Origin of the sequence: Pseudoalteromonas sp. SG44-5 (assembly GCF_014164175.1) — a bacterium.
GTDB classification, from domain to species: domain Bacteria; phylum Pseudomonadota; class Gammaproteobacteria; order Enterobacterales; family Alteromonadaceae; genus Pseudoalteromonas; species Pseudoalteromonas nigrifaciens.
Genome location: NZ_JACJES010000003.1, coordinates 433,231 through 457,018, shown reverse-complemented (window position 1 = coordinate 457,018; position 23,788 = coordinate 433,231). Strand labels below are relative to the sequence as shown.

Genomic DNA, 23,788 nt, shown 5'->3' with positions numbered 1-23,788 from the left:
GTAGCCGCAAGTATCGCAATATAAATAACTGCGGCTACTACGAAAAATTAGCGCAAAACGCTACTCAGTTTTTCGTTAGTGAGAGGTGTTTTAAATAAGGGCTAAATTATTGTGCTTTTAACGCTAAATACTCAGTACATGATGCTGATCAATTATCCTTAAATTAATACTCTATATACTGCCGCGCTTTGTTATTTAATTATTCATGCAACTGGCTTGTAACCAGTTTTATGTATGGAGCGCTCATGCCATCAACTACTGTTAACTCTTCAAAAAATACACCGCCGTTTGCGTTTACCCCTGAACTATTATCGCCCGCGGGCAGCTTAAAAAACATGCGCTATGCCTTTGCCTATGGTGCCGATGCAGTATATGCAGGGCAGCCACGCTATAGCTTACGAGTACGTAATAATGAGTTTGATCTTGAAACATTAAAAATAGGCATAGATGAAGCGCATGCACTAAATAAAAAGTTTTATGTGGTATCGAATATTGCGCCGCATAACGCTAAAGTTAACTCGTATTTACGCGACATTGAGCCGGTTATTGCTATGCAGCCCGATGCGCTGATCATGTCTGATCCGGGTTTAATTATGTTAGTGCGTGAAAAATGGCCGACTATGCCTATTCATCTATCGGTACAAGCGAATGCGGTAAATTACGCGAGTGTACAGTTTTGGGCAAAACAGGGGATTGAGCGAGTTATTTTATCGCGCGAACTGTCGCTAGAAGAAATTGCCGAAATACGCAGGCTTTGCCCAAATACCGAGCTGGAAATATTTGTCCATGGTGCCTTGTGTATGGCGTACTCTGGACGCTGTTTATTGTCGGGTTACATAAACAAACGCGATCCAAATCAAGGTACATGCACTAATGCTTGTCGTTGGGATTACGATGTAAAACCGGGCGTTGAAAACGAAACAGGTGAAATGGTACATAAGTTCGATCCTAAAAGTATAATACCTACGCTTGGTGAAGGCGCTCCTAGTAGCGAAATAGTCATGTTAGAGGAGCAAGGTCGCCCCGGTGAATATATGCCTGCTTATGAAGATGAGCATGGTACTTATATTATGAACTCAAAAGATTTACGAGCAGTACAATATGTAGAGCAACTTACCCAAATGGGTATACATAGCTTAAAAATAGAAGGGCGCACCAAGTCTTTTTATTATGTAGCACGCACCGCGCAGGTTTATCGCAAAGCAATTGATGACGCAGTAGCTGGTCGCCCGTTTGATACCAACTTATTTAAAACCTTAGAAAATTTAGCCCACAGAGGCTACACCGAAGGCTTTTTAAAGCGCCATGCGCACCAAGACTATCAAAATTATGAATACGGCCATTCGGTATCAACTAAACAACAGTTTGTTGGCGAAGTGCTGGGTAGAGATGCTAACGGCTTAGTTGATATTGATGTAAAAAATAAGTTTTGTGTTGGCCATTCATTAGAGTTAATGACCCCACAAGGTAATATTAGCTTTGTACTTGAGCAGATGGAAAATAAAAAGGGTGAAAGTATTAGCGATGCTAAAGGTTCCGGCCATATTGTTAAAATAGCGCTGCCTCAAGCACTAGATTTAGCGTACGCTATTTTAATGCGTAATCTTGATGAGCATCAAGATACTCGTAATCCGTTTAAGCAAGCCGTTTAGTAATTACAGCAATACTTTAAGCGACTTTTATAGCGTTATGGTACTGAGGCTGAGTTATTAAAAAATACCTTGCAGCGCTTTAGCTAAAGTGTTGCAAGGTATAGTCTATTAGTAACCTCACACGATGAGGGATTTGTTTTCTGTCGCGATAAAGCATAGAAAAAGGCTGCCCTGCACTTTGCCAATCAGGAAGAATACGCTCAAGCGTTCCTGACTCTATTAATGGCAATGCAATATAATCAGGTATATAACTAATGCCAACACCCGATTCTACGGCATGTTTCATCATTTGAATTTCATCAACTTCAAGCCTAATGTGTTTTTTTGGCTCAACGTTATACACTTCATTAGTCAGTTTGTTTTTTAATTGCCACGGGGCTAATCCAAAGCAAATAACTTTGGGTTGTTCTTCTAATTGCTCAGGGTGGGTAATTAAATGAGTGGTTTGGTTAGGGCGGCCACATATTATATTATGGGTGAGTTTCAACTCTCTAATAACCCAATTATCAATAGCAGGGTTTCTTACTCTAAAAGCAATATCAATGCCTTTTTTTTCGATATCAATTAAGTCATTTGAAAAACGTAAATCTAACTGTATTTCTGGATACAGCAGTAAAAAATCACAAAAAATAGCGCTTAAAAAATGCTTGCCCATGTAAATTGGCGCAGAAATTCTAATTTTACCTTTTGGTTGCTGCTTCTCATCAGATAACGCTTGCTCTATGGCGTCTACTTCCTCAAACAGTTTGCAGTAGCGAGCGTAATATAGCTCCCCTGTATGAGTTAATGTAACGCGATGAGCGTCTCGATTAAGTAAGGTTAACTGTAGAGTTTGCTCCAATAAACGTATTCTGCGGCTTAAGGTTGATAATGATAGATTTAGACTTTCGGATGCTTTTTTAAAGCTCCCTATTTTCACTATAGTGCAAAAATAACGTAAATCATCAAGGGAGTAATTAGGCATTATTAAAACCGCTTATCATTTCAAAACTTAATTATTGTTGAAGTTATGTTTAATCATAACAGCGGCGCTGTTAAATATCATTAGATGTTAAAAGTAGTGATTTATAAAAGCATTTTTAACTTTTATAAATACTTTGCGGCGAGTTTATCTTTTAAGGTTTAATTTGCTGCAGTGGCTTGAGCTTTTAAATAAAGCAGTGCCGAGCAATATGTTATTGCCATAAATAGCCTATAGCGACGCATAAATACCAAACACGAGTTGCCTTTCGGTTTCTGCCAGAAGCTTGAGTAGTTTTTTGCCCATTAGTTAAACCTATATAAATAAAGGCCTTGCGGCGATTTTTTATTGATTGAGATCAACAAAGCAACAGAGAAAAATAGGCATAATTTGTGGCTGCAATTTACACCTAAAAATAAAATGGTGTGTTACGAATGTGTGCTACGATTTAAAGAAAAATAAAGGTTTTTTATTAAACTAGAACTGCACAAAAGTTAGCCTTTACACACCTTTGTTTTTACTTATCTTTTTGTTTTATAATGATATTAATTGAAAAGGCTAAAAAATGGCTCTACTCATAAATAACAAATGCATTAACTGCGATATGTGCGATCCAGAGTGCCCAAATGAGGCTATTTATATGGGGGCTAAAATATATCAAATAGATCCCAGTAAATGCACTGAATGCGTAGGTCATTATGATAAACCTACTTGCGTAAGTGTCTGCCCAATTGATTGTATTAAGCCAGACCCAACCCATAGTGAAACTATTGATGAGCTTGCCGATAAGTACGTAAGGTTAACTAGTAGTTGTGGCTAACTGCTAAGCGTACTGTTTTAAAGCTGATTAACAGTACGCTTAGTAATATTCGTTTTTATAAGTCAGGGAAGTGGCCAAAAGCTTGATTTATTTCATGGTTTTGCTGACTGACCCAAGTAAAGTAATCTTTATTAGCTAATAAACTGGCGGCATCGTTGTCGATTATCACTATCGCGTTTTTATGCATTTGTAAAATTGACGCCGGGCAACTTGCCGAAAGTGGGCCGTTTACCATGTCATTTACCGCTTGTGCTTTATTTTTACCCGTGGCAATTAGTAACACATACTTAGCGTCCATTATGGTAGCAATACCCATGGTCATCGCCATTTTTGGTTGTTGCTCATCGTCTGAAAACATTCTGCTGTTGTCTGATACGGTTTGCTCAGTTAGCGATTTGATCCGAGTGCGAGATGCAAAGCTTGATGAGGGTTCATTAAAGCCAATATGGCCATTGCCGCCAATGCCTAAAAGTTGCAGATCTAAGCCTCCGAGTGCCGCTATTTGCTGCTCAAAATGTTCACCTTGTTTTCTAGGATCTTGTTTGGCGTTACAAGTTGGTAAATGGGTGTTGTTTTTATCTATATCTATGTGATCGAACAGTTGGCTGTTCATAAAGTAACGGTAGCTATTACTATTATTTTCATCGATATCGTAATACTCATCTAAATTAAACGTATTTACCTGAGCAAAACTAATATGCTTATTTTTATACATCGATACTAGCTGCTTATATAAATCAATAGGCGTGCTACCTGTAGCTAGGCCTATATTTGCATTGTTTTTTGCTAAAATTAACTTTTGTAGCAACGCTGCTGCATTTTCAGCAACAGCTTTTTTATCATCAAATATAAGTACTTGCATTTTACTTCTCTATTAATTGATTTTTAGCGTAGTGATGCACACCGATTAAATCGGCATCTGCACCCGATACCGGCTGTAACAAGGTTACTTGATAAATTGCCGGTGCTTGTTGAATTTTTTCAGCTACTTTATTAAAAAATAATGCTGACAAACCCACACTGCCTCCAATAACAACTGTTTCGTTGCCAAATGTGGCTTTCATATTAAATATCAGCTCGGCCACGGCCGATGCGGCATTATCAATAATTTCGGCTACTTCAGGATGCTCAGCGTAGTTTGTAAATACGTCTTTTGCATTGAGTGTTTTACCCAGTGCTTTGCTGGCGTGTTTAGCAATAGCAGTGCCTGAGGCAATTGACTCAACACAGTTTGTTCTGCCGCAGTGGCAGCTGTAGTTATGGTTTGATTGAATATGTACTGTGGTGTGGCCTAGGTGGGCACAAAACCCATCGGCGCAGGTGATTATTTGGTCGTTAAATACAATGCCTGCCCCCACTCCTGTTGATACGGTAATGTAAATAAAGTTTTTATTTTTTACCTGCTCATTTACCGTGTATTCAGCCCAAGCGGCTGCAGAGGCATCGTTAATTATAGTAACGGGTAGGTTAGTTAGGCTTTCTAACTGTGCTTTTAATGGTAATTTACGACGCACAGATAAAAAATTCACAAATTCTGCGCTAACTTGGCCTGTGCAAGCAATATTAATTGAGCTGGCTTGAGGTACCCACTTTTCAATTACGGTATAAACGTATGCCGCTAAGTCATCAATATTAGTATGTATAATAGAGTCAACTTTTATTGAATTAACGATTTGGTCATTATCAATAAGTGCGCACGCTATTTTGGTGCCGCCAATATCAATGGCAATATTCATCATTAAATATCACTCTTTGCATTGTTAATACTTTGCACAAACCACCCAGTTATATGCTCAAGGCGGGTAATTGCCGAGCCAACAGTGACGCACAATGCACCGAGTTCGATTGCTTTTGCAGCGCGTTCAGGCGAGTTGTAGCGCCCTTCGGCAATCACTTTTATACCAGCACTGACTAAGTCACTTACTAATTGATAGTCGGGTTCGTTTGGGGTTGTACTTAAATCTAAATAACCAGATAGCGTGCTGCCAATAAAGGTACAGCCAGCGTCGTGTAAAAACTTGCCGCCAGCAAGGTCAGCACAGTCGGCCATAGCAATACAACCGTGTTCGTGGATGGTGTTTAACAGAGTTAGCCTATCTACTGGGCGAGGTCTATCTGTGCCATCAAACGCGATAATAGTTGCGCCGGCTTCGGCCAGGCCAATAACGTCTTCAATAAAGGGGGTTATGCGCACCTCGGTATCAGTAAGGTCGCGTTTAACAATTCCTACAATAGGAATATTACTTACTTTTGCGACCGCACGTACATTTTCAATGCCTTCAATTCGTAGTGCTTTTGCACCCCCAGCTACGGTTGCTAATGCCATAGCAACAATATGCTCAACTTTGTCCATAGGGCCATCGTCAAGAGGCTGGCATGATGCAATTAAACTACTTTGCAAATGGTTTACTAAAAAGCTCTCTAACTCTATATTTTTATTTGACATATTTTGCTCTTAAATTTGGTTATTGGTTCATTGTATATAAGGTTAATTTTGAAAGATCTTTATTGTGTGCAGGGAATAATAAACTAACTAAGTAGCCAACAATTAAGCAGGTTAAAATACCTATTGTTCCGTAAAGATAGCCATTAGCCCAGCCATATTTCCATGCTGAGATCATTAAGCTCACCCCTGAGATAATACCTACTATAGCGCCTACAGAGTTAGCACGTTTGGTTAATGCGCCAAGTATAAATATGCCACCTAATGCACCCATAAACATACCAATTACTTTAAAATAAGCTTCCATTAGTGAGCGTATTTCAGGGTCGATAAATATTAATCCAACCAAGGTGCCTAATACGCCAGAAATAAAAGTAAGGATGCGCGCTAAACTCATATAAGACTTCTCAGATTTGGCTAAATTAAAAGGTCGTACAAAGTCGGTTAATACCGTAGTGGCAATAGAGTTCATGCTGGTTGAAACCGTTGACTGCGCTGCTGCAAAAATACCCGCAATAATGAGCCCGGCTAAACCCATTGGTAGTTCATTTGATATAAACGTAGGGAAAATTTGATCAATTTGAATGGTTGGGTCGAGTTTTTCAGGGTTAAGTTGGTAAAAAGCATATAAGCCTGTACCAATACAGAAAAACAATAACGCGCCCGGCGCCGCTAATATGGCATTGGCCCAAATAGATTTAACCGCTGAGGCAGGATCTTTGGTTACCATATATCTTTGCACAACGGCTTGATCTGCAGTGTAGCTCGATAAATTTTGGCCAATACCGCCCAGCACAATAACCCAAATAGATAAGCTAGTAATACTCTCAAGGCTAAAGTCGTTATTAACTATGGTAAATTTATCGTCAGCAAAACCAATTTGTATAAAGCTGTTAAAGCCATCATCGAGGCCTGCAATAATTACAGCAAAACACACAACAGCGCCAATAAGTAATACTACGGTTTGAATAGTATCAGTCCAAATAACGGCCTCAACACCACCCAGTGTGCAATACAATAAACAAAGCACTCCCATAATAAGCACGCTATCAGAGGCACTAAGAGGGGTTACCGCCGACAAAGCCAACGCGGTTAATGCCATAACAATACCCATACGGCCAATATGAAATAAGGTGAATAAGCCACTGGCAAAAAGTCGTACCGGCATATTAAATCTTTTTGATAAAAACTCATATGCACTGGTTGCATCTAGCTGTCTAAAAAACGGAATTGCTACATATACGGCAATAGGGGCTACTGCAATTATCATCCAAATACCAATAAGTAGTACCCAGTTAGTTTGATAAACAATGGCCGGAAGGGCAATGTAAGTTAACGAGCTTAACATAGTGGCATAAATAGAGCAGGCTGCAGCCCACCAAGGTATTGACTGTCCGCCTCTAAAGTAATCGTTGGTGTTTTTATTTTTAAACATAAAATACAAACCAACCATGACCACAGAAAGTAAGTAAATCACTAAAACTAGCATGTTTTGCCAGCCAAAATCGCGGGCTGTATTACTAATTTCACCTTTAATTAAAACGGTATTGTTAGTATTTAACTCTGTTACTACTGCATAAGAGTGTTGCTGAACCTGAGTTATTTTATGAAAACGATAGTCTGACTTATTGTAATTAGACCATGCTTTAGTGATGGTATTGTATGACAAGGTTTTGCCACCTTGAGTCACTACCATAATATGAGATTGACCCAGAGGAGAAGCAAATACAAGCTTATCAATATCTACCAGCTCAGTGGGGTTATTACTTGTTACGGTTAACCATGAATTTGCAGCTTCATCAAACTCGTGTAATAAAAGTTTAGAATTAGAGTTGCTGCTTTGCTCTGCGCTTTGTTGTGAAACGGCGTAAATGCGGTTTTCGTTGCCATTATTTTGCACCACAAGTTCACTGTTAATAATGTTTAGATCTGTAAATAATGCTGCATTAAGTGGTGTCCACTGTTGCTGGTCATTATTTAGGGCTATTTTAAAAAAGTACCACTGCTTATCAAAACCGGTAATGTACACGTTTTGCCCAAATACTTGCGCACTTATTTTACTAAACGAACGAGGTAAGTTAGCTAACTGTTTTGAAACAATACTTTGAGATTCATCATGCCATTCTAAAACATTAACACGTGTAGATTTTACCCCATTAACTAAACCGCCCAGCACAACTGTTTTGTTATTGTGCTGCACTGTAATTGCTTGCGCTCTATTACCATCAATAGGTTTGAAGTTTAATACAGTACTTATTTCATTTGTTGCTAGGTCTAGCTTATTTAATTTGGCAAAGTCGGTACTTGAAATAAACAAAGCGTCATTCGTTAAAAAATATAAAGAATCTTTATTTATAGGCAGGTGATTAGCGTTACTTTTAATAACATGCCAATCAAGCTGTGTTTTAGCAAATGCATTGCATGATGTTAAAAGTAATAAAAAAATTATAATTATTCTCATAGTGCAACTGTATACCTGTTTGTGGTGTATACCTGTTATACCACCTAGTGGATGGGAAATCTATAAATTTAACATTTGCGACACAAAAAAAGGCTAAATTTAGCCTTTTTATAATATCTATAGTTTAATTAATTACACTTAAAATTTTAGTCGTAATAATTATCAAAAACATAATCTATATGGGCAGAGAGTTTTGCGTCAGCTCCCTCTACATCACCATTTTTAATACACTCAAAAATAGCAACATGGTCGTTATAACTTTGCTTATTTAATTCCACAGTATTAACGCGCTCGGGGCGAGCATCAATTAACCAGTCCATTAACGCTTGGTGTACAGCTAAAAATATTGGGTTACCTGGGATAGAAGCAATCACCCGGTGGAAGTAAATATCTGTTTTTCTAAATTGAGTGTCGCTATTAATAGATTTGCTATTCAACTCAAGCGCTTCACCTAGTTCTTTTATTTGGCTTGGCGTTGCTGATGATGCGGCGTAGCGTACTAAGCTAGATTCAAAAAATCGTCTTAACTGGTCAAAATATTTTAAACCATTAGGCTGGGCAAGAAAGTCTTTTGACATACCCGACAACTCAGAAATAATGGTGTCGGCTGAAGGGCGAGTAACCCGGGTTCTTTCACCGCTACTTATTTTTACCAAACCTTTACGTGCTAGTGCCGCTAAAGCATCCCTGATCGAAGGTCTACCGACGCCAAATGCAGCCATAAGATCTCGCTCAGAAGGCAGTGCATCACCTTCAGAAATTTCACCTTGGCGGATCATGCGTTCGAGCTCTTCTTCAACCGTTTCTGACAACTTTTTGCGTTCGACAGGGCGCGTAATTTTTAATGACATTTAAAACCTATTAAATGGTTAGCTATTTGCCTATTGTACCATAAAACAATCAATTGACTAATATTCTCCAAAAACTAGCGATATAGCTAGTCTATGGCCGTTTTTATCATAGCTAATGTGTTTTGTATGTATTGTATTCTACTCGCTAGCGGTTGCTGATGTGGCAAAATAGAAATTTTACAGCCTACAAAATCTAATTTAGCACTTTGTTGTAATTGCATACATTTTTTAATTTGATGCTCACTTAACTCTGAATCTTTATTATTTAGCTGATCAAAATCATTCATAACAGGGGGCATATGGCTATCTTTCCAAGCGCCATATAAAGCCGATGTGCTGCTTGCCCCTGAAAATATCAGCCCTGAGAGCAAGTTTTCGTTAATGCAAAGCTGCATATGATGCAGTGGCCCGGTTGCGCTTTGAGCCTCAATGGCTGAGCGCCCCCAGTTAATAGTGATGCCTAATTTATTATTTGCCTGTTTATTAACTGTCGCTATAGCTAAAAGCTCGTCTTCAATGCGCATAAACCCTTTTTCACTGGATTGGTTTTGTATATATGCATCGCAATGCTCAATAATTAATTTAGCGCCATGCCAATCCCAGCTTTGCAGCTCATTAAGTGACTTTACTAATGCACTGACAGAAGATGAGGTATTAGGCGTAATTGCAGGGGCGGTATGAATTTGTATATGACTTACCACTTGTTTATTAAAGTGGTTATTTAACTTGGCTATTTCCGCATTGGCTTGTTGATAAAAAGCTAATGCATTAAGTCGACCTGCCTCGTTATCAGAAGCGATACCAAAGTGCGGATCTTTTGCCAACTCCCCCATAGTGCCTGGTATACAGGTAATAACATAGCACCAGTTTTTATCAAGTTGATTGTAAAACCAGTCATTATCATATTTATGCAGCTTGCCAGTAAAGGGCACTTCTAAACCATCTATTAAGGTATTGTTTTTTAGTTGTTGATAAAATAAATGCTCAGCTTCTTGATCCCAGCTCGCATCTGAAGGCACAGATGCATAAGCCCCTACAATTATTTTCATATTAATCCTTATAAGCCGCAATTTAGCGCCAGTAGCATAGTGATCATCGTTTTAGTCTTAAGTGGCTTAAATAACCATATTAAAACACTAAGGTTTTGATGTATATTGGTGTAGCTGTTATACCAGTAGTGTGTCTTCAAAACAACATCTGAATTTTTTAAATTAACTATTTAGGCTCAAAAGTGAAAATATATAAATACGGTAGTAACTCCCAACAATACGGACAGTTTTTTAGGCCAAATAGTGAAGCAAGCGTCCCTGTGGTTATTGTTATACATGGCGGTTATTGGAAGGATAACCATAGCTTAGATACATACCCTACTAAGCATATTGTTGAGTATTTATTAGGCTTAAATGTGGCGGTATGGAATGTAGAATATCGCAGAATGAATAGCATGGGACCTAATATTACCGCGCCATGGCCAACAATATTCAGCGATGTAGCACAAGGAGTGGATTTTTTAACCACTATTGCTGAGCAAGAAAAAATAGATTTAAAGCAGGTGATGATCATTGGCCACTCTGCAGGCGGACACCTAGCAACTTGGGCTGCATCACGCGCTATGATAGACAAACAATCGGAGCTCTATAACAATGCCAGCCTAGCAATAAATACGGTAATTTCTATCTCTGGGGTACTTGAACTAAGAACGGCTGCTGATTTGGGGCAACCACTACAAATTGAAAAATTATTAGGCGGTCAATTTACTCGCGATCACTGCCGAGTAAAAAACGCTAATCCGTCGCAGTTAATCAATAATAAAGTGAATTATATCATTATTCATGGTGATAGCGATGAAGAGGTGAGTATTAACCAAGCGGCTAGTTTTGTTGAAAATAGCCACTCGAGCAATGTGCTATTACATGTTCTAAAGGGGATTGGTCACTTTCAAATGTTCCCCAGCTTTAATAAAAATCTGCAAAGTTGGCAATTAGTGCAGCAAATTATTACCCAAAATCTACAAACATCTTAATTGAGCGTAAAATCAAAGCGTAAAAAAGCCGCATAAATGCGGCTAATAAGAGTTATAGATTTTATCTTATCACCCCGAGCATTAAGCTTAGCTTGTACTCAGGGTAAACGCAGCCGTTACTACGCTGGTTGGTGATCCATAAAACCTGCGGCTTGCATTTTAGCAACCACGTCTTTTTTCTCATCGTCGTTAAGCGCACGAATTGGTAAGCGTGGGTTACCTACATCAATACCATGTAGTTGCATTGCTGCTTTACCCGCTGCTACGCCGCCATATTGAACCAGAGTACGAATTAATGCGATAACTTTATCCATTAACGCAGTTACGGTTTCTTGGTCACCTTTGTTGAACGCTTCGATAATTTCTAAATAAAGTGGAGCTGCGTAGTTGTACGTACTGCCTACTGCGCCAATAGCACCTACTGCTAGGCCACCTGGAAGAAACTCGTCAACACCAAATGGAATATCGAATTTGCCGCCACAAGCACGCTTACAACGTTGGAATTCGTAAAGATCACCATGGTTAAACTTAATACCTGCAAGGTTAGGAATAACCTTGTCAGCTTTAATTAAAAACTGCTCCATATCAAACATCACACCCGACATACCTGAGTGGTAGTAGTAAAATGCTTTTGATGGTGCGGCAGCGGCAACCGTTGCACAGTAATGCACTAAATCGTCAACTGAGCCGGGTTTAAAGAAACACGGTGCGATAATAGAGGTAGCAAAAATATCAAGCGTTTCTGCGTGCTTGGTTAATTCAAGGCTGTCGGCTATTGATAATGCGCCGGTATGCACAGTAATACTTAGTTTACCTTGAGCTGCTGTAACCCAACGCTCAGCAATAGCTTTGCGCTCAGCAACCGAGCAGTTAAGGCCCTCGCCTGTAGTACCACAAATATAAACGCCTTTAACGCCTTGCTTAATTAGTAGCTCAGCAAGTTGGTCAATAACTGGTAAGTTAACATCACCATTTTTATCAAACGGAGTATGAGGGGCTGCGATCAGTCCAGTAAGTTTATTCATTTTTAGCCTCTGTAATTTTAAAATATTGCTTTGCCGCCAATCCATGTGTTTAACACACGAGGCGACGAATTTGTTGTTGAAAGTAAAGTTAAGTCGGCATTGGCGCCAATGCTTAACTGCCCACGAGAGCCCTCTATTCCTAAAAACTCAGCTGGGTATAAACTAGCCATATTGAGGGCGTCGCTTAAGGAAATGTCTAACATGTGTGTTGCGTTATTCACTGCGGTGATCATATTTAGTGCTGAGCCCGCTAATTGGCCGCTATTGCTGGTTAATTTGTCGCCAACTAAGTTAATGTCATGGCCGTCAAAATGCAGTTGTGTTTGCTCGCTACCTATAGTCGACATTGAGTCGGTAACTAGCATCATTTTACGAGCGGCTTTTGCTCTATAAGCTAGTTTGGCAGTACTTGGGTGTACGTGGTGGCCATCTAAAATAATGCCACACCAGCTTTGCTCATCAAGTAATGCAGCTCCCACCATATTTGGCGCGCGCGACTCAAGTGCTGACATAGCATTAAATAAATGGGTAAAACCCGTTGCGCCAGCAGCTAGTGCGGCTTGTGCTTGCTCAAAACTTGCGTTTGAGTGACCTAAACAAACATGTACACCGTGATCTACTAATATTTTAATTGTTTCGCAGCTGACATTCTCAGGGGCTAATGTGACTATTTTTATGCCTAAATCGTCACGACAATAAATATCTAATTCTTGCTGGCTTAAACCGCGAATTTGTTGGCTACTGTGAATGCCTTTTTTAGGCTCGCTAATATGTGGGCCTTCAAAATGTACTCCTAAAATACCAGGGGTGTGCTGTGCTATAGCGGTACTTATTAGGTTGGCAGTTTGTTCTATTTTATTTAAATTGCTGGTGATTAGCGTAGGCAGTAAGCTGCTAGTACCATACTTAGCATGTGCTGTGCTCATTGCTGTTAGGGTTTGTAAATTGGTATTTTGATTGAGTAAACAACCTCCGCCACCATTAACTTGCGTATCAATAAATCCAGCAGTTAATAAGCCACTAACTTTAGTTTCAATGGCGCCTTTTACAGTATCAAAAGCAATAATTTTGCCATCTTTAATACTAATAGGGTGGTTAGAGTGTAGTGTTTTGCCATCAAATAGATGATCGGCTATTAAAGTGGTGATCATGACAAGTCTTCTAAGTTAGTACTGACATTTAAAGCGGTGGACTAATTTTTTATGGTTAGTCCACCATTGCGTTTAATATTTTAAGTATTAAACGGTTAACCCAAGCTTACTTAGATTAGAAGTTTAATTTAACACCGGCGTAATATGAGCGGCCTGTTAAATCATACGCACTACCATTTGTTAAAGTACCTTGTTGCTGATACTTATGACCAGCCGTTAGGTGTGGTGGCTGCTCGTCAAATAAGTTAGTGATACCAAAGTAAGCATTGATTTGGTTAGTAAAGTTATAGCTAAAACGCACATCGTTATAAAGACGTGAGTCGATAGAGTTAAGCTCTTCTGTTAATACGGTATTATCGTTACGGTCTTTGGTTTCATCCCAGTAACGTACTTGCCAATACACATTGAACTCATTAATTGTGTACGATGCATTAACGTTAAAACGCAGCTCTGGAAACATTACTTCGCCAGCTAGCTCTTGTTTGTCACCCGTTTCGAGTCCTGTAATGCTATAAGTGTCTAAGATGTTTGCTGCAAAGCCTACATACAAATCGCCATCACCTAAGTCGGTCATGTATGACACATCAATATCAAGGCCTCTTGTTTCAATGAGATTTTCGTTACCAGATGCTGCATTTACTTCAAGTGCTGCACCTGAACGTCCATCACGGCGTACTAAGCCGCCACATTGTGCATCAAAATTGCTAGGATCTGCAGAGTAACAACGATTTAAGATAACGGTACGGTCAGTTTTAGCGATGGCATCATCAATCTTAATGTCGTAATAATCAAGTGACATTTGTAAGCCAGAAATCGACTCTGGAGTAAAAACAATACCCGCAGTGAAGGTATCAGCTTTTTCTTCTTTAACATCGGTAGAGCCGCTTAATAAACCTGCGGTATTTTGGCGCTCTACTTGCGTTAAGTTAAACGCGCCATCGTTATCAATACGATCTGAAATAGCATCAATTGAACGACAGTTAACGGCGATATTACCGCTATCGGCATTAGTTACTCCGTTACAAGGGTCGGTTATTAGTGCTGCAGTTGCAGTACCACCAGCAAACAAGTCGCTTACGTTAGGAGCACGTACTGCAGTTGCCATAGCACCACGTAGGCGAATACTATCGGTTATTGGTGCATCTAAGCCAATAGTCCAGTTAGTAGTGCTACCTACAGACGAGTAATCGCCAAAACGTACTGCAGCAGATAAGCTTAACTTTTCATGCAGTGGAATATGTAACTCACCAAATACGTCAACAACATCAAATGAGCCTTTGGTTTTAGCAATTGCTGCACCGCGTACAATACCCGCTTGGCGTAGTGGATCTGGTGTTTCATGGCCTTTTTCTTCACGGTATTCTACACCACCAGCAAAACCGATAGTGTCTACGTCGTTACTAACGGCATAATCTAATCGACCAGCAACAACGGCGGTTACTACCACTTGCTCAATACTACCTTCTAGATTTGTATCAGCTGATAAGTAATCTACTGCTTCAGGCGAAATGCCATTAAGCGAGAACGGGTTAAATACAACACAGCCATTAATGCGAGCAATATCATCAGCACACTGGAATCCGCCAGCGCCATTATCTTCAACATTTAAAGCAAAGCGAGCGCGGTCAAGGTTAATATCGCCATGGTTAGTTTGCTTTTGGTCTGTAACGCCATAAGTACCGCTTACTTTTAAGTAAATATCATTTGAAATATCATATTCATATTCACCAGCAACTCTAAATGTGCTACGGGTGTTCTCCGCGCCACGGTCACCAAATTCATATAGGCGTCTAAATGTTAAGCTTGCATCATCAAGACTATTAATGCCGTCGGCAAGTAAGTTATTGCCAAGTGCAGTACCTGCAAACCAAGGGTGCGTTGCAATATCAATACCTGTAGTACCACCTTTAGATAACTTAAAAATGTCGTTGCGGGTATCAAGTGGGATAGGCTCATAACGAGCTCGTGAATCTACACGCGCGTAGTTAGCAGTAAAGTTCATCCGCGATTTTTCGTTTAAATCCAGTGATAAACCAGTGGCAACAAAGTGGCGTGTTAGTGGCGCTACCATAGAGCGATAATCGTGAAAGTTAAACGCATCAGATGTTGCGGGATCATCGGTACGGGTAAATAAGCTACCGTCACCATTGTATTTATCAATACGGCCACCAAAAACATGCGAAGAACCCACAAACTGAGACGTATCTAGTATGCCATCGCCATTGGTATCAACAGCATCTTTGTGCACGCGTGAATAGTCACGATCGCTGGCCATTAAGCCATCGTCTTCAGAGTAACCAACGGATAACCAAGCATTACCGTCATCAAAGTTTTTACCAATTGAAAATTCGATATCTCTTGTGTCTTTATCACCTTCGCCACTGCGTCCGGCTTGTGCTTTAAACGCGACACCGTCAAAGTTTTTCTTAAGGATAATGTTAACCACACCTGCAACTGCATCAGAGCCATAAGCGGCAGACTGACCACCGGTAAGTACTTCAATACTTTGGATCATAGTGGTAGGAATTGTGTTTAAATCAACACCGTAGCCAGAGCCAACAGACATGCCAGAAACGTAACGCTTACCATCAACTAGTACTAAGGTACGCGAAGATCCTAAGTTACGTAAAGCAACAGTATTTAAGCCTGAATCTTGCTCGCTGATATTAGAGCTTGCCGAGGTTGTATCACCCACTACTGAGGGCATTCTAGCTAGTAGGTCACCCACGTTTACTGCGCCAACACCTTCAATATCATCGGCGTCTAATATTTTTACCGGTGAAGCAGATTCGAAGTCACCTTTACTAATATATGATCCAGTTACAATTATTTTTTCTACTTTTGCTTCTGCTTTTACATTATCTGCATCTGCAGCTAATGAATAAGTTGTTACCGAAGCAATACTGATCGCCAGTAGTGATTTAACAAGTGTTTTTGATTTCAACATGGTATCCCCAAAAATTTATAATTATTTTTTAAATGTTTATTCATAACTCGCTTTGCTCGATAACAGCAAAATAACACAACAAAGCACTGAAGTTACAAGTACGCCATTAACCTGTTATACCAGCGTACCACTTGAGTGTTTTAAATGTCAAAGTTAAAATCTGTTTTTTAACTGGTTGTTTACATGTTTGGCGCTATATTGTTAATTTTATTTAGGTTATTCATATAAAATTTTATATGCGGCTATTAACACTGTAAATGTGGCTAGCAATGAGCTAGCCGAAGGCGTTATGAGGTAATTATGAAGAGAGTTATAAGGGGCTATTTGCGCTTTATGCGTCGTTATTTTGTAAACTAATGCGCGTAAATGAAATAGCACTATAGTTATCGCGTTCAAACATCACGCCTATCTCGTTATTGCTTAACTGGCAAATAGAAGAGTAGCCAAATGAGCCTTTATAAACACATGCTATGTGTTGCCAGCTTGTAGCGTCATCTAGGCTTATTTTTAGAGTGCCTTGAATGCGTTGTGACTGGTTTTCTGGGCCGCAATATAATAGTCCGCTGTGTTTAGCGTCGTGTTGTAAGCTAATAATACTGCCCTGACATTCAGGCTCGGTTAAATCGGGAGTGTCTTGCAGTGGTGTCCAACTAATACCGCCATCTTCACTAAAGGCAGTTTTACGCAGGTGATTACCATGGTAACTGCGGGCATTAAGTAGTACCCGACCATCAGCAAGCTCGGCCATTTGTGTTTCATTAGCGTGCTCAGCTATTGCAGCAGGGGCAACCTCACCGTATTGCCATTGATGGCCACCATCGTCACTATACACAGCATATACTTTCATATTATCCCAAGGGCCTTGGGTAAATGGCATTACAATACGGTTTTTATAGCTCCCGGTGCGCAGTTGAATACCTATGCCTGGGCCACCAGCGTAGCAGGTAACCTCGGTTGGGCGTTTAACTTGGCGGGTAACATCTACCCGTGCAGACCAATTGAGTCCGCCATCGCTGCTGCGTTGTACAAAGGTGCGGCAAATTCGCCCTTGGTAGCCTGACTCTACCGCGCCTTCGTGAACATTAGATGGAAAGTTTTGTCCTGCATGAGATACCCACGCAGCGGGGTTTTCAACTTGTTCGGGTGTGGTGTATGGGTACTCTTGGTACATTAATACTATATCGCCTGAGCCAGCATCAATTACAACCAAAGGATTATTTAAGGCATTATCGCCAGCATCGGCTACCAGAGTTTGCTCGCTCCAGCTTGTGCCGTTATCTTGGCTGGTTTTTAGTACGATTTTATTGTGAGCATGGTCTGACAATATCGCACGTGCTTCGCAAAATGCGAGTAGTTTTCCATCTGGCATAGGCAATAATGCCGGAATACGATAACTACCAAAGCCATCTGTTTCGGCCTCAAAAATATTGCTGATCACTGTGGTATTTGTCAGTGAAGGTTGCACAGTACTCATTTAAAACTCCTCGGCTGCAAGGGTTGCATAATAGTGGTTTAAACGGCTGCAGCTAGCCGATCACTTCATAGTATGAATAGTTAAGCCGCTAAGGTTATTAGCCGGTTGTTTGCTAAATAAGGCGCTGGCAACATAGCCAACAAAAATACAGCTAACTATGCCAATGGTGCCAAATAAATAGCCTTCTACTAGCTCAAATATCCATGCAAACATCATAGTAATTACGCCAAAAAATAACCCAACCATGGCACCAGAGGCATTGGCTCGGGTACTAATTATACCCAAAATAAATAGCCCACCGAGTGCACCCATAAACATACCTACCACTTTAAAGTACTCCTCCATTAACGAGCGGATTTCGGGGCTAATAAATAATAAGCCAACTAAAGTACCAAAAATGCCTACCAATAGAGTTAACAGTCGCGCTGCATTTAGGTAGCCTTTTTCACTGCGGCAAAGGTTAAAAGGGCGCATAAAATCGGTTACTAATGTGGTCGACATTGAGTTCATACTGGTTGATACGGTAGATTGTGCAGCAGCAAAAATGCCAGCAATAATAAGCCCTGCAATGCCAATAGGTAGCTCACTGGAAATAAAAGCAGGAAATATTTGGTCAATTTGCTTAGTTGGATCGAGCTTTTCGGGATTCGACTGGTAAAAAACATATAAACCAGTACCAATAATAAAAAACAATACAGATGCTACCGGTGCCATAATACCGTTAGTCCAAATTGATTTGCGGGCAGAGGCCACATCTTTAGTGGTCATGTAGCGTTGTACAATAGATTGATCGGCTGTATAAGTTGATAGATTTTGCCCTATACCGCCCAGCACAATTACCCAGATAGAGAGCTTAGTGAAACTATCCATACTGAAGTCTATATCTAGGGTTTTAAACTTGTCATTGGCGATACCACTGCGAAATATTTCCGCTATGCCACCATCAACACCGCTGACAATATAAGCAAAGCATAATAGCGCACCTAAAAGCAGAACCACGGTTTGTATGGTGTCGGTCCAAATAACGGCTTCAATACCACCGAGTGTGCAATATATTAAGCTCAGTACTCCAATGATCAGCACGCACTGCCACGCATCAAAAGGAGTTACAGCTGCAAGCGCAAGGGCAGTTAACGCCATAACAATACCCATGCGACTAATATGAAACAGGGTAAATAAGCCACTAGCAAACAGGCGCACCGGCATATTAAAGCGCAGTGATAAAAACTCATAAGCACTGGTGGCATCTATTTTACGAAAGAACGGCATAGCAACATAAGCTGCAATAGGCGTTACCGCTAAAATCATCCAAATACCGCCCCAATATAACCAGTCGGTTCTGTAAACAATGGCAGGAATACCCACAAAGGTCAGCGAGCTGAGCATAGTTGCGTACATTGAGCAGGCATTAGCCCACCAAGGAATATTTTGGCCACCGCGAAAGTAGTCGTTCACGTTTTTGTTTTTAAACACGAAGTACACGCCAATTAGCACCATAGCAAACAAGTACACAACCAATACCGTCATATTTTGCCAGCCAAAGGCGTCACTCGCTTCGGCAATTGCTGCTACTTGTAGACTACTATTAAATTTATTGGCTTGATGAACGAGTATTTTTCCATCCCAAGGTAATACTGCCATTGAGGTTGTAGTTTGCTGAACAGGCATAGCCAAAAGCTGTGGATCAATGCTGTCATATTTTGCCCACACATTAGTGATGGCGTTATAGCTCAGCACCTGTGTTTGGTTGGCGCTACTGGCAAAAAGTAAAAAATGAGACTGGCCAATTGCCAGTGCATTACCAGAGCTCAACTGTAAATTAGGTAACTCACTGTTAAACCCGCTTTGTGGCGTCCAATGTGGTTGTGAATCGTCTGCCTTATATTTCCATAGTGAACTTTGGCTGTCGGAATTTGGCATTTCTAAAGCAAATAATACACCTCCACGGCCGTCATTTTGGCTAACTAATGTAATTGATTGCGGGCGAGGCGTTAATTTATGCCAATTTGCCGCTGCAGTATAGTGCTTTGGCTCACTACCTTGGGTGAAAGCAGCTAGCGCTGTTGTGGATAAATCAAGCGCATAAAGTGCAGTGGTTTTACCTGTGTCAGTTGCCGTTATCAGTACATATAAGGTACTACCAACAAAGGCAGCAGAACCTTCACGCATAGGAATAGGCAGCGCAGGCAGTGTATGCATTTCTATGTCAGATGCCTGGTTACGACGCACTAGCAAAGTGTCGTTAAAGGTATGAGTTTCATCACTGCCACCAAGCAGTACTATGCCATTTTCAAAAGAGGCAGAGGCTCCATATGCACGTGGTGAAGGCAGCTTTATGGCAGCTTTTTTCCAATTTAAAGCACGTGGCTGATTAGGGTTTTGCTCCCCAAGCCATATTGAACTGAGGTATTTGGGTGTGCTATTTCGGGAGTTGTTAGTACTTATTCCGCCAGCAATTATCAGTAATTCATTATGTACCCCAACTAAAGGAGCATAGCGAGAAACGGCTTCTACTGGCGCGGCTTGCTTACTCCAGTGTAGAGCAACGCGCTCGCCAGCATATGCATGAGAAGTTAAGCCAAGCAAGATTGCCAAGAGGCAAAAAATAACATGTAAAGCTCGCAATGAATGAGTGCGTAAGCGCATTGAAAAAAGACGATGCATAGCGGGTATTCCTATTATTTTTAGCAGAGTTTAATACACAAAGATGGATAACACTGTTTCGGATGTATACCTGTTATACCAGTTGTTATTTTCTAAATCTAGCAATACAAGGTAAATGGGGTGAATTAATTGTTGGTGTTGTAGTTGTTAAGTAAATAAATGTTGTGCAGGGCAACGCTGATTTATTAATAATATTGGCCGCAGCTAGTACTTAGCGCGAGATAGTGTGCGGGTTGCTGAGCATGTATTAGCAAGTGCTCAGCATATTTTAATAAAACAGCTATTAGCTTAAAAAAAACATGCAGTAAAAGGAAGGTTGTTACATCAGGTTACTTCGTAACTTAGTTATTTACCTTAACGGGCACGGTAAATTCGGCAATAAATAACGCATTATTATTTTTAAGAGTGAGCGAACCTTGGTACTTTTCGGCGATGCTGGCCACAATTGATAGGCCAAGCCCAGCGCCGTTTGCTGCGCCTTTACGCCAAAAACGAGTTGCCATATTTGCTAAGTCAGCTTGGTTAATATAGGCGTGGTTACTAATGGTTATTTTTAGTGCTGTGGCTGTTAAATTAGCGGCTAAAATGACTGGTGTATTCGCTTTGCTGTACTTAAATGCGTTATCAAGTAAATTACGACACACTATAGTGAGCATGGCACTGGGAATACAGTACACTGGTTGGCTTGCTGTTATATTATAGGTTAAGCGGGCGTTATTGTTGTTTGATTCTGTTACCACAGTAGTAATTAACGACTCAAGTTCCCAAGGCTCTGTAATGTTTAGCGGCGTGTCGGCATCTACATGGGCTAACACCAGTAGATTGTCTAAAATAGTATTTAATCTATGCGCACTTTTTTTAGCTTGCCCTAGTGCTTTTTGTTGGGTGGTATCTTGCGTAAGCTCTGCTAATTGTATTTGCGCTAAAATACCCGCTAATGGGGTTCTTAGCTCATGTGCGGCATTACTAGTAAAGTGTTTTTCGCGGCTGATCCCTTTTGCTAAGCGAGCCATTAAGGCATTTTGGCTAGTTATAAGCGGTTGCAGTTCTTTTAAAGGCTGGTTTAACTGTATCGGTTCTAAGTCGTGACTGCCGCGTTTTTCAAGCGCGTGTATTAATAACTTTATTGGCCGTATTCCTGTGCCAATTGCAAACCAAAGTAATATTAGGGCAACAAAAATAGCTAACGCCGGTGGAATGAGTATGCTAATGAGCAAGTCGTGATAGAGCACATCGCGCTCGGCCACTTTATCGGCAATGGTAATTTTATATTGCGCAGTAATTAAGGTGAATGTACGCCACTGCGCTTGCCCAGAGCTTAAATAACTAAAACCTTGGTTTAAGCTAGGCTGATTGGGAAACGATAGGCTGTTACTGCTGGCAATTATACTGCCTTGCAGGGAGCTAATTTGACAGGTTAGGCCTTTTTCAGTGTTTACCCCACTGGCATTTATAATATCAGGGAGGCTTTTACTGAGCGCATCTTTGGGTACGTGGGCTAAAATGTTACCTAACATAAAAGCGGTTGAGCGCAGGCGCTGATCAAAGTTAACCTCTAACTTATTGTTTAACCCCGATATCATCCACACACTGGCGATAAGCCAAAAGCCTAAAAATACCGCTGCAACCAATACCGTTAACCGTAACCGCAAGCTCATTAGTGGCTCACCTCTATTGTGCCTAATCTAAAGCCTAGGCCACGTATGGTTTCTATTGCCGGTGCGCCTAGTTTTTTACGTAAATTAAAAATATGTACGTTAAGTGCGTTACTCGCTACATCATCGCACACGCCATAAAGTACATTTTTTAACTGGCTTTGGGTTAAAATTTGTTGCGGACTATTTAAAAAGGTTTGCAGTAATAAGTCCTCGTTACGTGACAAGCAAACAAGCGTGCCATTGAGTAATGCTTTATGTTGCTCTAAATCGTATTGCAGTGCGCCGTGAGTAATTGTATTGCTGAGCCTATCGCTTGCGCGGCGCTTTAAGCTTAATAGCCGCGCTAATAACTCTCTTAAATCAAAAGGTTTTACCAGGTAGTCGTCGGCGCCTTTTTTTAATCCAATAACTTTGTCATCTATGGTATTGCTCGCGGTAAGAATAAGCACGGGTAGCGAAAAACGACTGTCACGCAGCCAGCTTAACCAGTTAATGCCATTACCATCGGGTAGGTTTAAATCAAGAATGCATAAATCAAAATTGCTCGATTGCATATAAGTAGTGGCTGCGCTTAGTGTACTAACGTGCTCAACGGCTAGCCCTTGGTGGGTTAAGTAAGTACAAATAGCGTCGGCTATTACGTCATCATCTTCCACTAACAATACAAACATACTCGCTACCCTGTTTAAAATACCCTAGCTAGAATACCTGTTTCCATTGGTGAAGTAACTGCTATGTGCTTATTTACTATTAATTTTTGCTCTTAATATTGGCTTAATTAACGCTTTGTATACTATAGCGGCTAACCGTATTTAAAGAAGATTTATAGCCATGTTAAGTATTTCACTCGGGCCGTTTGTTATTGCCATTTCGCAGCTTATTATTTTATTAGGCTTAGGCGTATTTTGGTTGCTTACTTATTTACAAACTCGTAAGCAACCACAGCAAAAAGCAATTTTAGACACGGTATTTAAAGCGTTTGTAGTGGGCTTTATTGTTGCGCGATTAATGTTTGTTTTGATTATGTGGGATGCGTATCAAGAAAACTGGTGGCAACTTATTAATATAAGTGATGGCGGCTTTATGCCTACCTATGGCTGGGTGGCGGGTGCGCTTGTGTTGGCGCTGTATGCGCGAGGCAAAAAAGCAGTGCTGAAAACCTATTTCATAGCGGCTATTGTCGCGTTGTTTACCATTATGGTGCCTACCTTTGCTGCCTCTATTTATAAAGCTGGGGTTGAGCTGCCACAATCTGCGGTATATAACCTGCGTGGTAAAGAGGTTGATTTACAGTCATTTAAAGGCAAACCTGTCGTTATTAACTTTTGGGCGTCGTGGTGCCCACCGTGCCGTAAAGAAATGCCGGTATTACAGGCTGCGCAAAAAAACAATCCTAATATAGCTTTTGTTTTTGTTAACCAAGGAGAGGATTTATTTACGGTACAAAAATTTATTAATGCTGAGCAGCTCGACTTGCGCAATGTGTTTTTTGATCAAAACAGTAATGTAAGTCGTGAATCCGGAGCTGCTGGGCTACCAACCACGCTTTTTTATAGCAGTGATGGCAAATTAGTAACCAGTCACATGGGAGAGCTCTCACACGCGAGTTTGCGTTATTACATGCAAGCTATAAATCAACAGTCTGCACAATAAGGATG

Annotated in this window: 18 protein-coding genes; 4 read left to right on the top strand and 14 right to left on the bottom strand. The window is 40.5% G+C overall.

Annotated elements, in window-relative coordinates:
- Positions 1–245 precede the first annotated feature (245 nt).
- Positions 246–1,652 carry a tRNA 5-hydroxyuridine modification protein YegQ gene (yegQ, locus tag H5079_RS06590; RefSeq protein WP_011329783.1) on the top strand — a complete coding sequence of 469 codons (1,407 nt, stop codon included), beginning with the start codon at positions 246–248 and terminating at the stop codon, positions 1,650–1,652.
- A gap of 79 nt (positions 1,653–1,731) precedes the next feature.
- Here the strand turns inward: yegQ and H5079_RS06585 are convergent, their stop codons facing one another.
- A complete protein-coding gene (locus tag H5079_RS06585; protein ID WP_220488947.1) occupies positions 1,732–2,616 on the bottom strand; it encodes a LysR family transcriptional regulator in 885 nt (294 codons plus the stop codon).
- Between the two features lie 562 nt (positions 2,617–3,178).
- Between H5079_RS06585 and H5079_RS06580 the strand changes: the two genes are divergently transcribed.
- The gene (locus H5079_RS06580) at positions 3,179–3,433 is read left to right on the top strand and encodes a YfhL family 4Fe-4S dicluster ferredoxin (protein ID WP_011329785.1); all 255 of its coding nucleotides are present in this window, start codon (positions 3,179–3,181) and stop codon (positions 3,431–3,433) included.
- A gap of 55 nt (positions 3,434–3,488) precedes the next feature.
- Here H5079_RS06580 and nagB read toward each other — a convergent pair whose 3' ends face one another.
- From nagB to H5079_RS06550, 6 genes are all read right to left on the bottom strand, one after another.
- Entirely contained in the window at positions 3,489–4,295 is an 807-nt protein-coding gene (gene nagB / locus H5079_RS06575; RefSeq protein ID WP_182683757.1) for a glucosamine-6-phosphate deaminase, read from the bottom strand.
- A 1-nt stretch (position 4,296) separates the two neighbouring features.
- Positions 4,297–5,172: an ROK family protein gene (locus H5079_RS06570; protein ID WP_182683756.1), complete on the bottom strand. Its 876-nt coding sequence runs from the start codon at positions 5,170–5,172 to the stop codon at positions 4,297–4,299.
- Positions 5,172–5,879 carry an N-acetylmannosamine-6-phosphate 2-epimerase gene (locus tag H5079_RS06565; protein WP_011329788.1) on the bottom strand — a complete coding sequence of 236 codons (708 nt, stop codon included), beginning with the start codon at positions 5,877–5,879 and terminating at the stop codon, positions 5,172–5,174. Before H5079_RS06565 ends, H5079_RS06570 begins: the two co-directional genes overlap by 1 nt.
- 19 nt (positions 5,880–5,898) lie before the next feature.
- Positions 5,899–8,337, bottom strand: coding sequence for a sodium:solute symporter (locus tag H5079_RS06560; RefSeq protein ID WP_182683755.1), 2,439 nt, complete (start codon positions 8,335–8,337; stop codon positions 5,899–5,901).
- A gap of 146 nt (positions 8,338–8,483) precedes the next feature.
- Positions 8,484–9,188 carry a transcriptional regulator NanR gene (locus H5079_RS06555; protein WP_041454891.1) on the bottom strand — a complete coding sequence of 235 codons (705 nt, stop codon included), beginning with the start codon at positions 9,186–9,188 and terminating at the stop codon, positions 8,484–8,486.
- Between the two features lie 86 nt (positions 9,189–9,274).
- Complete coding sequence (locus tag H5079_RS06550; RefSeq protein ID WP_011329791.1) at positions 9,275–10,237, bottom strand: DUF4862 family protein; 963 nt, start codon at positions 10,235–10,237, stop codon at positions 9,275–9,277.
- Between the two features lie 182 nt (positions 10,238–10,419).
- Between H5079_RS06550 and H5079_RS06545 the strand changes: the two genes are divergently transcribed.
- A complete protein-coding gene (locus tag H5079_RS06545) occupies positions 10,420–11,211 on the top strand; it encodes an alpha/beta hydrolase (protein WP_182683754.1) in 792 nt (263 codons plus the stop codon).
- Positions 11,212–11,330: 119 nt separating this feature from the next.
- On the opposite strand, the gene H5079_RS06540 is transcribed toward H5079_RS06545, so the two are convergent.
- The 7 genes from H5079_RS06540 to H5079_RS06510 all read right to left on the bottom strand — a co-directional run bounded on the left by H5079_RS06540 (position 11,331) and on the right by H5079_RS06510 (position 22,801).
- Entirely contained in the window at positions 11,331–12,236 is a 906-nt protein-coding gene (locus H5079_RS06540) for a dihydrodipicolinate synthase family protein (protein WP_011329793.1), read from the bottom strand.
- Between the two features lie 17 nt (positions 12,237–12,253).
- Positions 12,254–13,387 (bottom strand): N-acetylglucosamine-6-phosphate deacetylase, encoded by a 1,134-nt coding sequence (gene nagA, locus H5079_RS06535; RefSeq protein WP_182683753.1) that lies wholly within the window; start codon positions 13,385–13,387, stop codon positions 12,254–12,256.
- Positions 13,388–13,502: 115 nt separating this feature from the next.
- On the bottom strand, positions 13,503–16,334 hold the full coding sequence (locus H5079_RS06530; RefSeq protein ID WP_182683752.1) for a TonB-dependent siderophore receptor: 2,832 nt from the start codon (positions 16,332–16,334) through the stop codon (positions 13,503–13,505).
- 331 nt (positions 16,335–16,665) lie between these two features.
- A complete protein-coding gene (locus tag H5079_RS06525) occupies positions 16,666–17,808 on the bottom strand; it encodes an exo-alpha-sialidase (RefSeq protein ID WP_182683751.1) in 1,143 nt (380 codons plus the stop codon).
- A 60-nt stretch (positions 17,809–17,868) separates the two neighbouring features.
- The gene (locus tag H5079_RS06520; protein ID WP_182683750.1) at positions 17,869–20,472 is read right to left on the bottom strand and encodes a sodium:solute symporter family transporter; all 2,604 of its coding nucleotides are present in this window, start codon (positions 20,470–20,472) and stop codon (positions 17,869–17,871) included.
- A 341-nt stretch (positions 20,473–20,813) separates the two neighbouring features.
- Positions 20,814–22,130: a histidine kinase dimerization/phospho-acceptor domain-containing protein gene (locus H5079_RS06515; RefSeq protein ID WP_182683749.1), complete on the bottom strand. Its 1,317-nt coding sequence runs from the start codon at positions 22,128–22,130 to the stop codon at positions 20,814–20,816.
- On the bottom strand, positions 22,130–22,801 hold the full coding sequence (locus H5079_RS06510; RefSeq protein ID WP_011329799.1) for a response regulator transcription factor: 672 nt from the start codon (positions 22,799–22,801) through the stop codon (positions 22,130–22,132). Before H5079_RS06510 ends, H5079_RS06515 begins: the two co-directional genes overlap by 1 nt.
- 160 nt (positions 22,802–22,961) lie before the next feature.
- Here H5079_RS06510 and H5079_RS06505 point away from each other — a divergent pair, with 160 nt between their 5' ends.
- A complete protein-coding gene (locus tag H5079_RS06505) occupies positions 22,962–23,783 on the top strand; it encodes a TlpA disulfide reductase family protein (RefSeq protein ID WP_182683748.1) in 822 nt (273 codons plus the stop codon).
- The last annotated feature ends 5 nt before the right edge of the window (positions 23,784–23,788 follow it).

Bases quoted from the DNA above. Each gene is read 5' to 3' on its own strand.
- yegQ (WP_011329783.1), top strand. From the start codon at position 246: ATGCCATCAACTACTGTTAACTCTTCAAAAAATACACCGCCGTTTGCG.
- H5079_RS06585 (WP_220488947.1), bottom strand. From the start codon at position 2,616: ATGCCTAATTACTCCCTTGATGATTTACGTTATTTTTGCACTATAGTG.
- H5079_RS06580 (WP_011329785.1), top strand. From the start codon at position 3,179: ATGGCTCTACTCATAAATAACAAATGCATTAACTGCGATATGTGCGAT.
- nagB (WP_182683757.1), bottom strand. From the start codon at position 4,295: ATGCAAGTACTTATATTTGATGATAAAAAAGCTGTTGCTGAAAATGCA.
- H5079_RS06570 (WP_182683756.1), bottom strand. From the start codon at position 5,172: ATGATGAATATTGCCATTGATATTGGCGGCACCAAAATAGCGTGCGCA.
- H5079_RS06565 (WP_011329788.1), bottom strand. From the start codon at position 5,879: ATGTCAAATAAAAATATAGAGTTAGAGAGCTTTTTAGTAAACCATTTG.
- H5079_RS06560 (WP_182683755.1), bottom strand. From the start codon at position 8,337: ATGAGAATAATTATAATTTTTTTATTACTTTTAACATCATGCAATGCA.
- H5079_RS06555 (WP_041454891.1), bottom strand. From the start codon at position 9,188: ATGTCATTAAAAATTACGCGCCCTGTCGAACGCAAAAAGTTGTCAGAA.
- H5079_RS06550 (WP_011329791.1), bottom strand. From the start codon at position 10,237: ATGAAAATAATTGTAGGGGCTTATGCATCTGTGCCTTCAGATGCGAGC.
- H5079_RS06540 (WP_011329793.1), bottom strand. From the start codon at position 12,236: ATGAATAAACTTACTGGACTGATCGCAGCCCCTCATACTCCGTTTGAT.
- nagA (WP_182683753.1), bottom strand. From the start codon at position 13,387: ATGATCACCACTTTAATAGCCGATCATCTATTTGATGGCAAAACACTA.
- H5079_RS06530 (WP_182683752.1), bottom strand. From the start codon at position 16,334: ATGTTGAAATCAAAAACACTTGTTAAATCACTACTGGCGATCAGTATT.
- H5079_RS06525 (WP_182683751.1), bottom strand. From the start codon at position 17,808: ATGAGTACTGTGCAACCTTCACTGACAAATACCACAGTGATCAGCAAT.
- H5079_RS06520 (WP_182683750.1), bottom strand. From the start codon at position 20,472: ATGCATCGTCTTTTTTCAATGCGCTTACGCACTCATTCATTGCGAGCT.
- H5079_RS06515 (WP_182683749.1), bottom strand. From the start codon at position 22,130: ATGAGCTTGCGGTTACGGTTAACGGTATTGGTTGCAGCGGTATTTTTA.
- H5079_RS06510 (WP_011329799.1), bottom strand. From the start codon at position 22,801: ATGTTTGTATTGTTAGTGGAAGATGATGACGTAATAGCCGACGCTATT.
- H5079_RS06505 (WP_182683748.1), top strand. From the start codon at position 22,962: ATGTTAAGTATTTCACTCGGGCCGTTTGTTATTGCCATTTCGCAGCTT.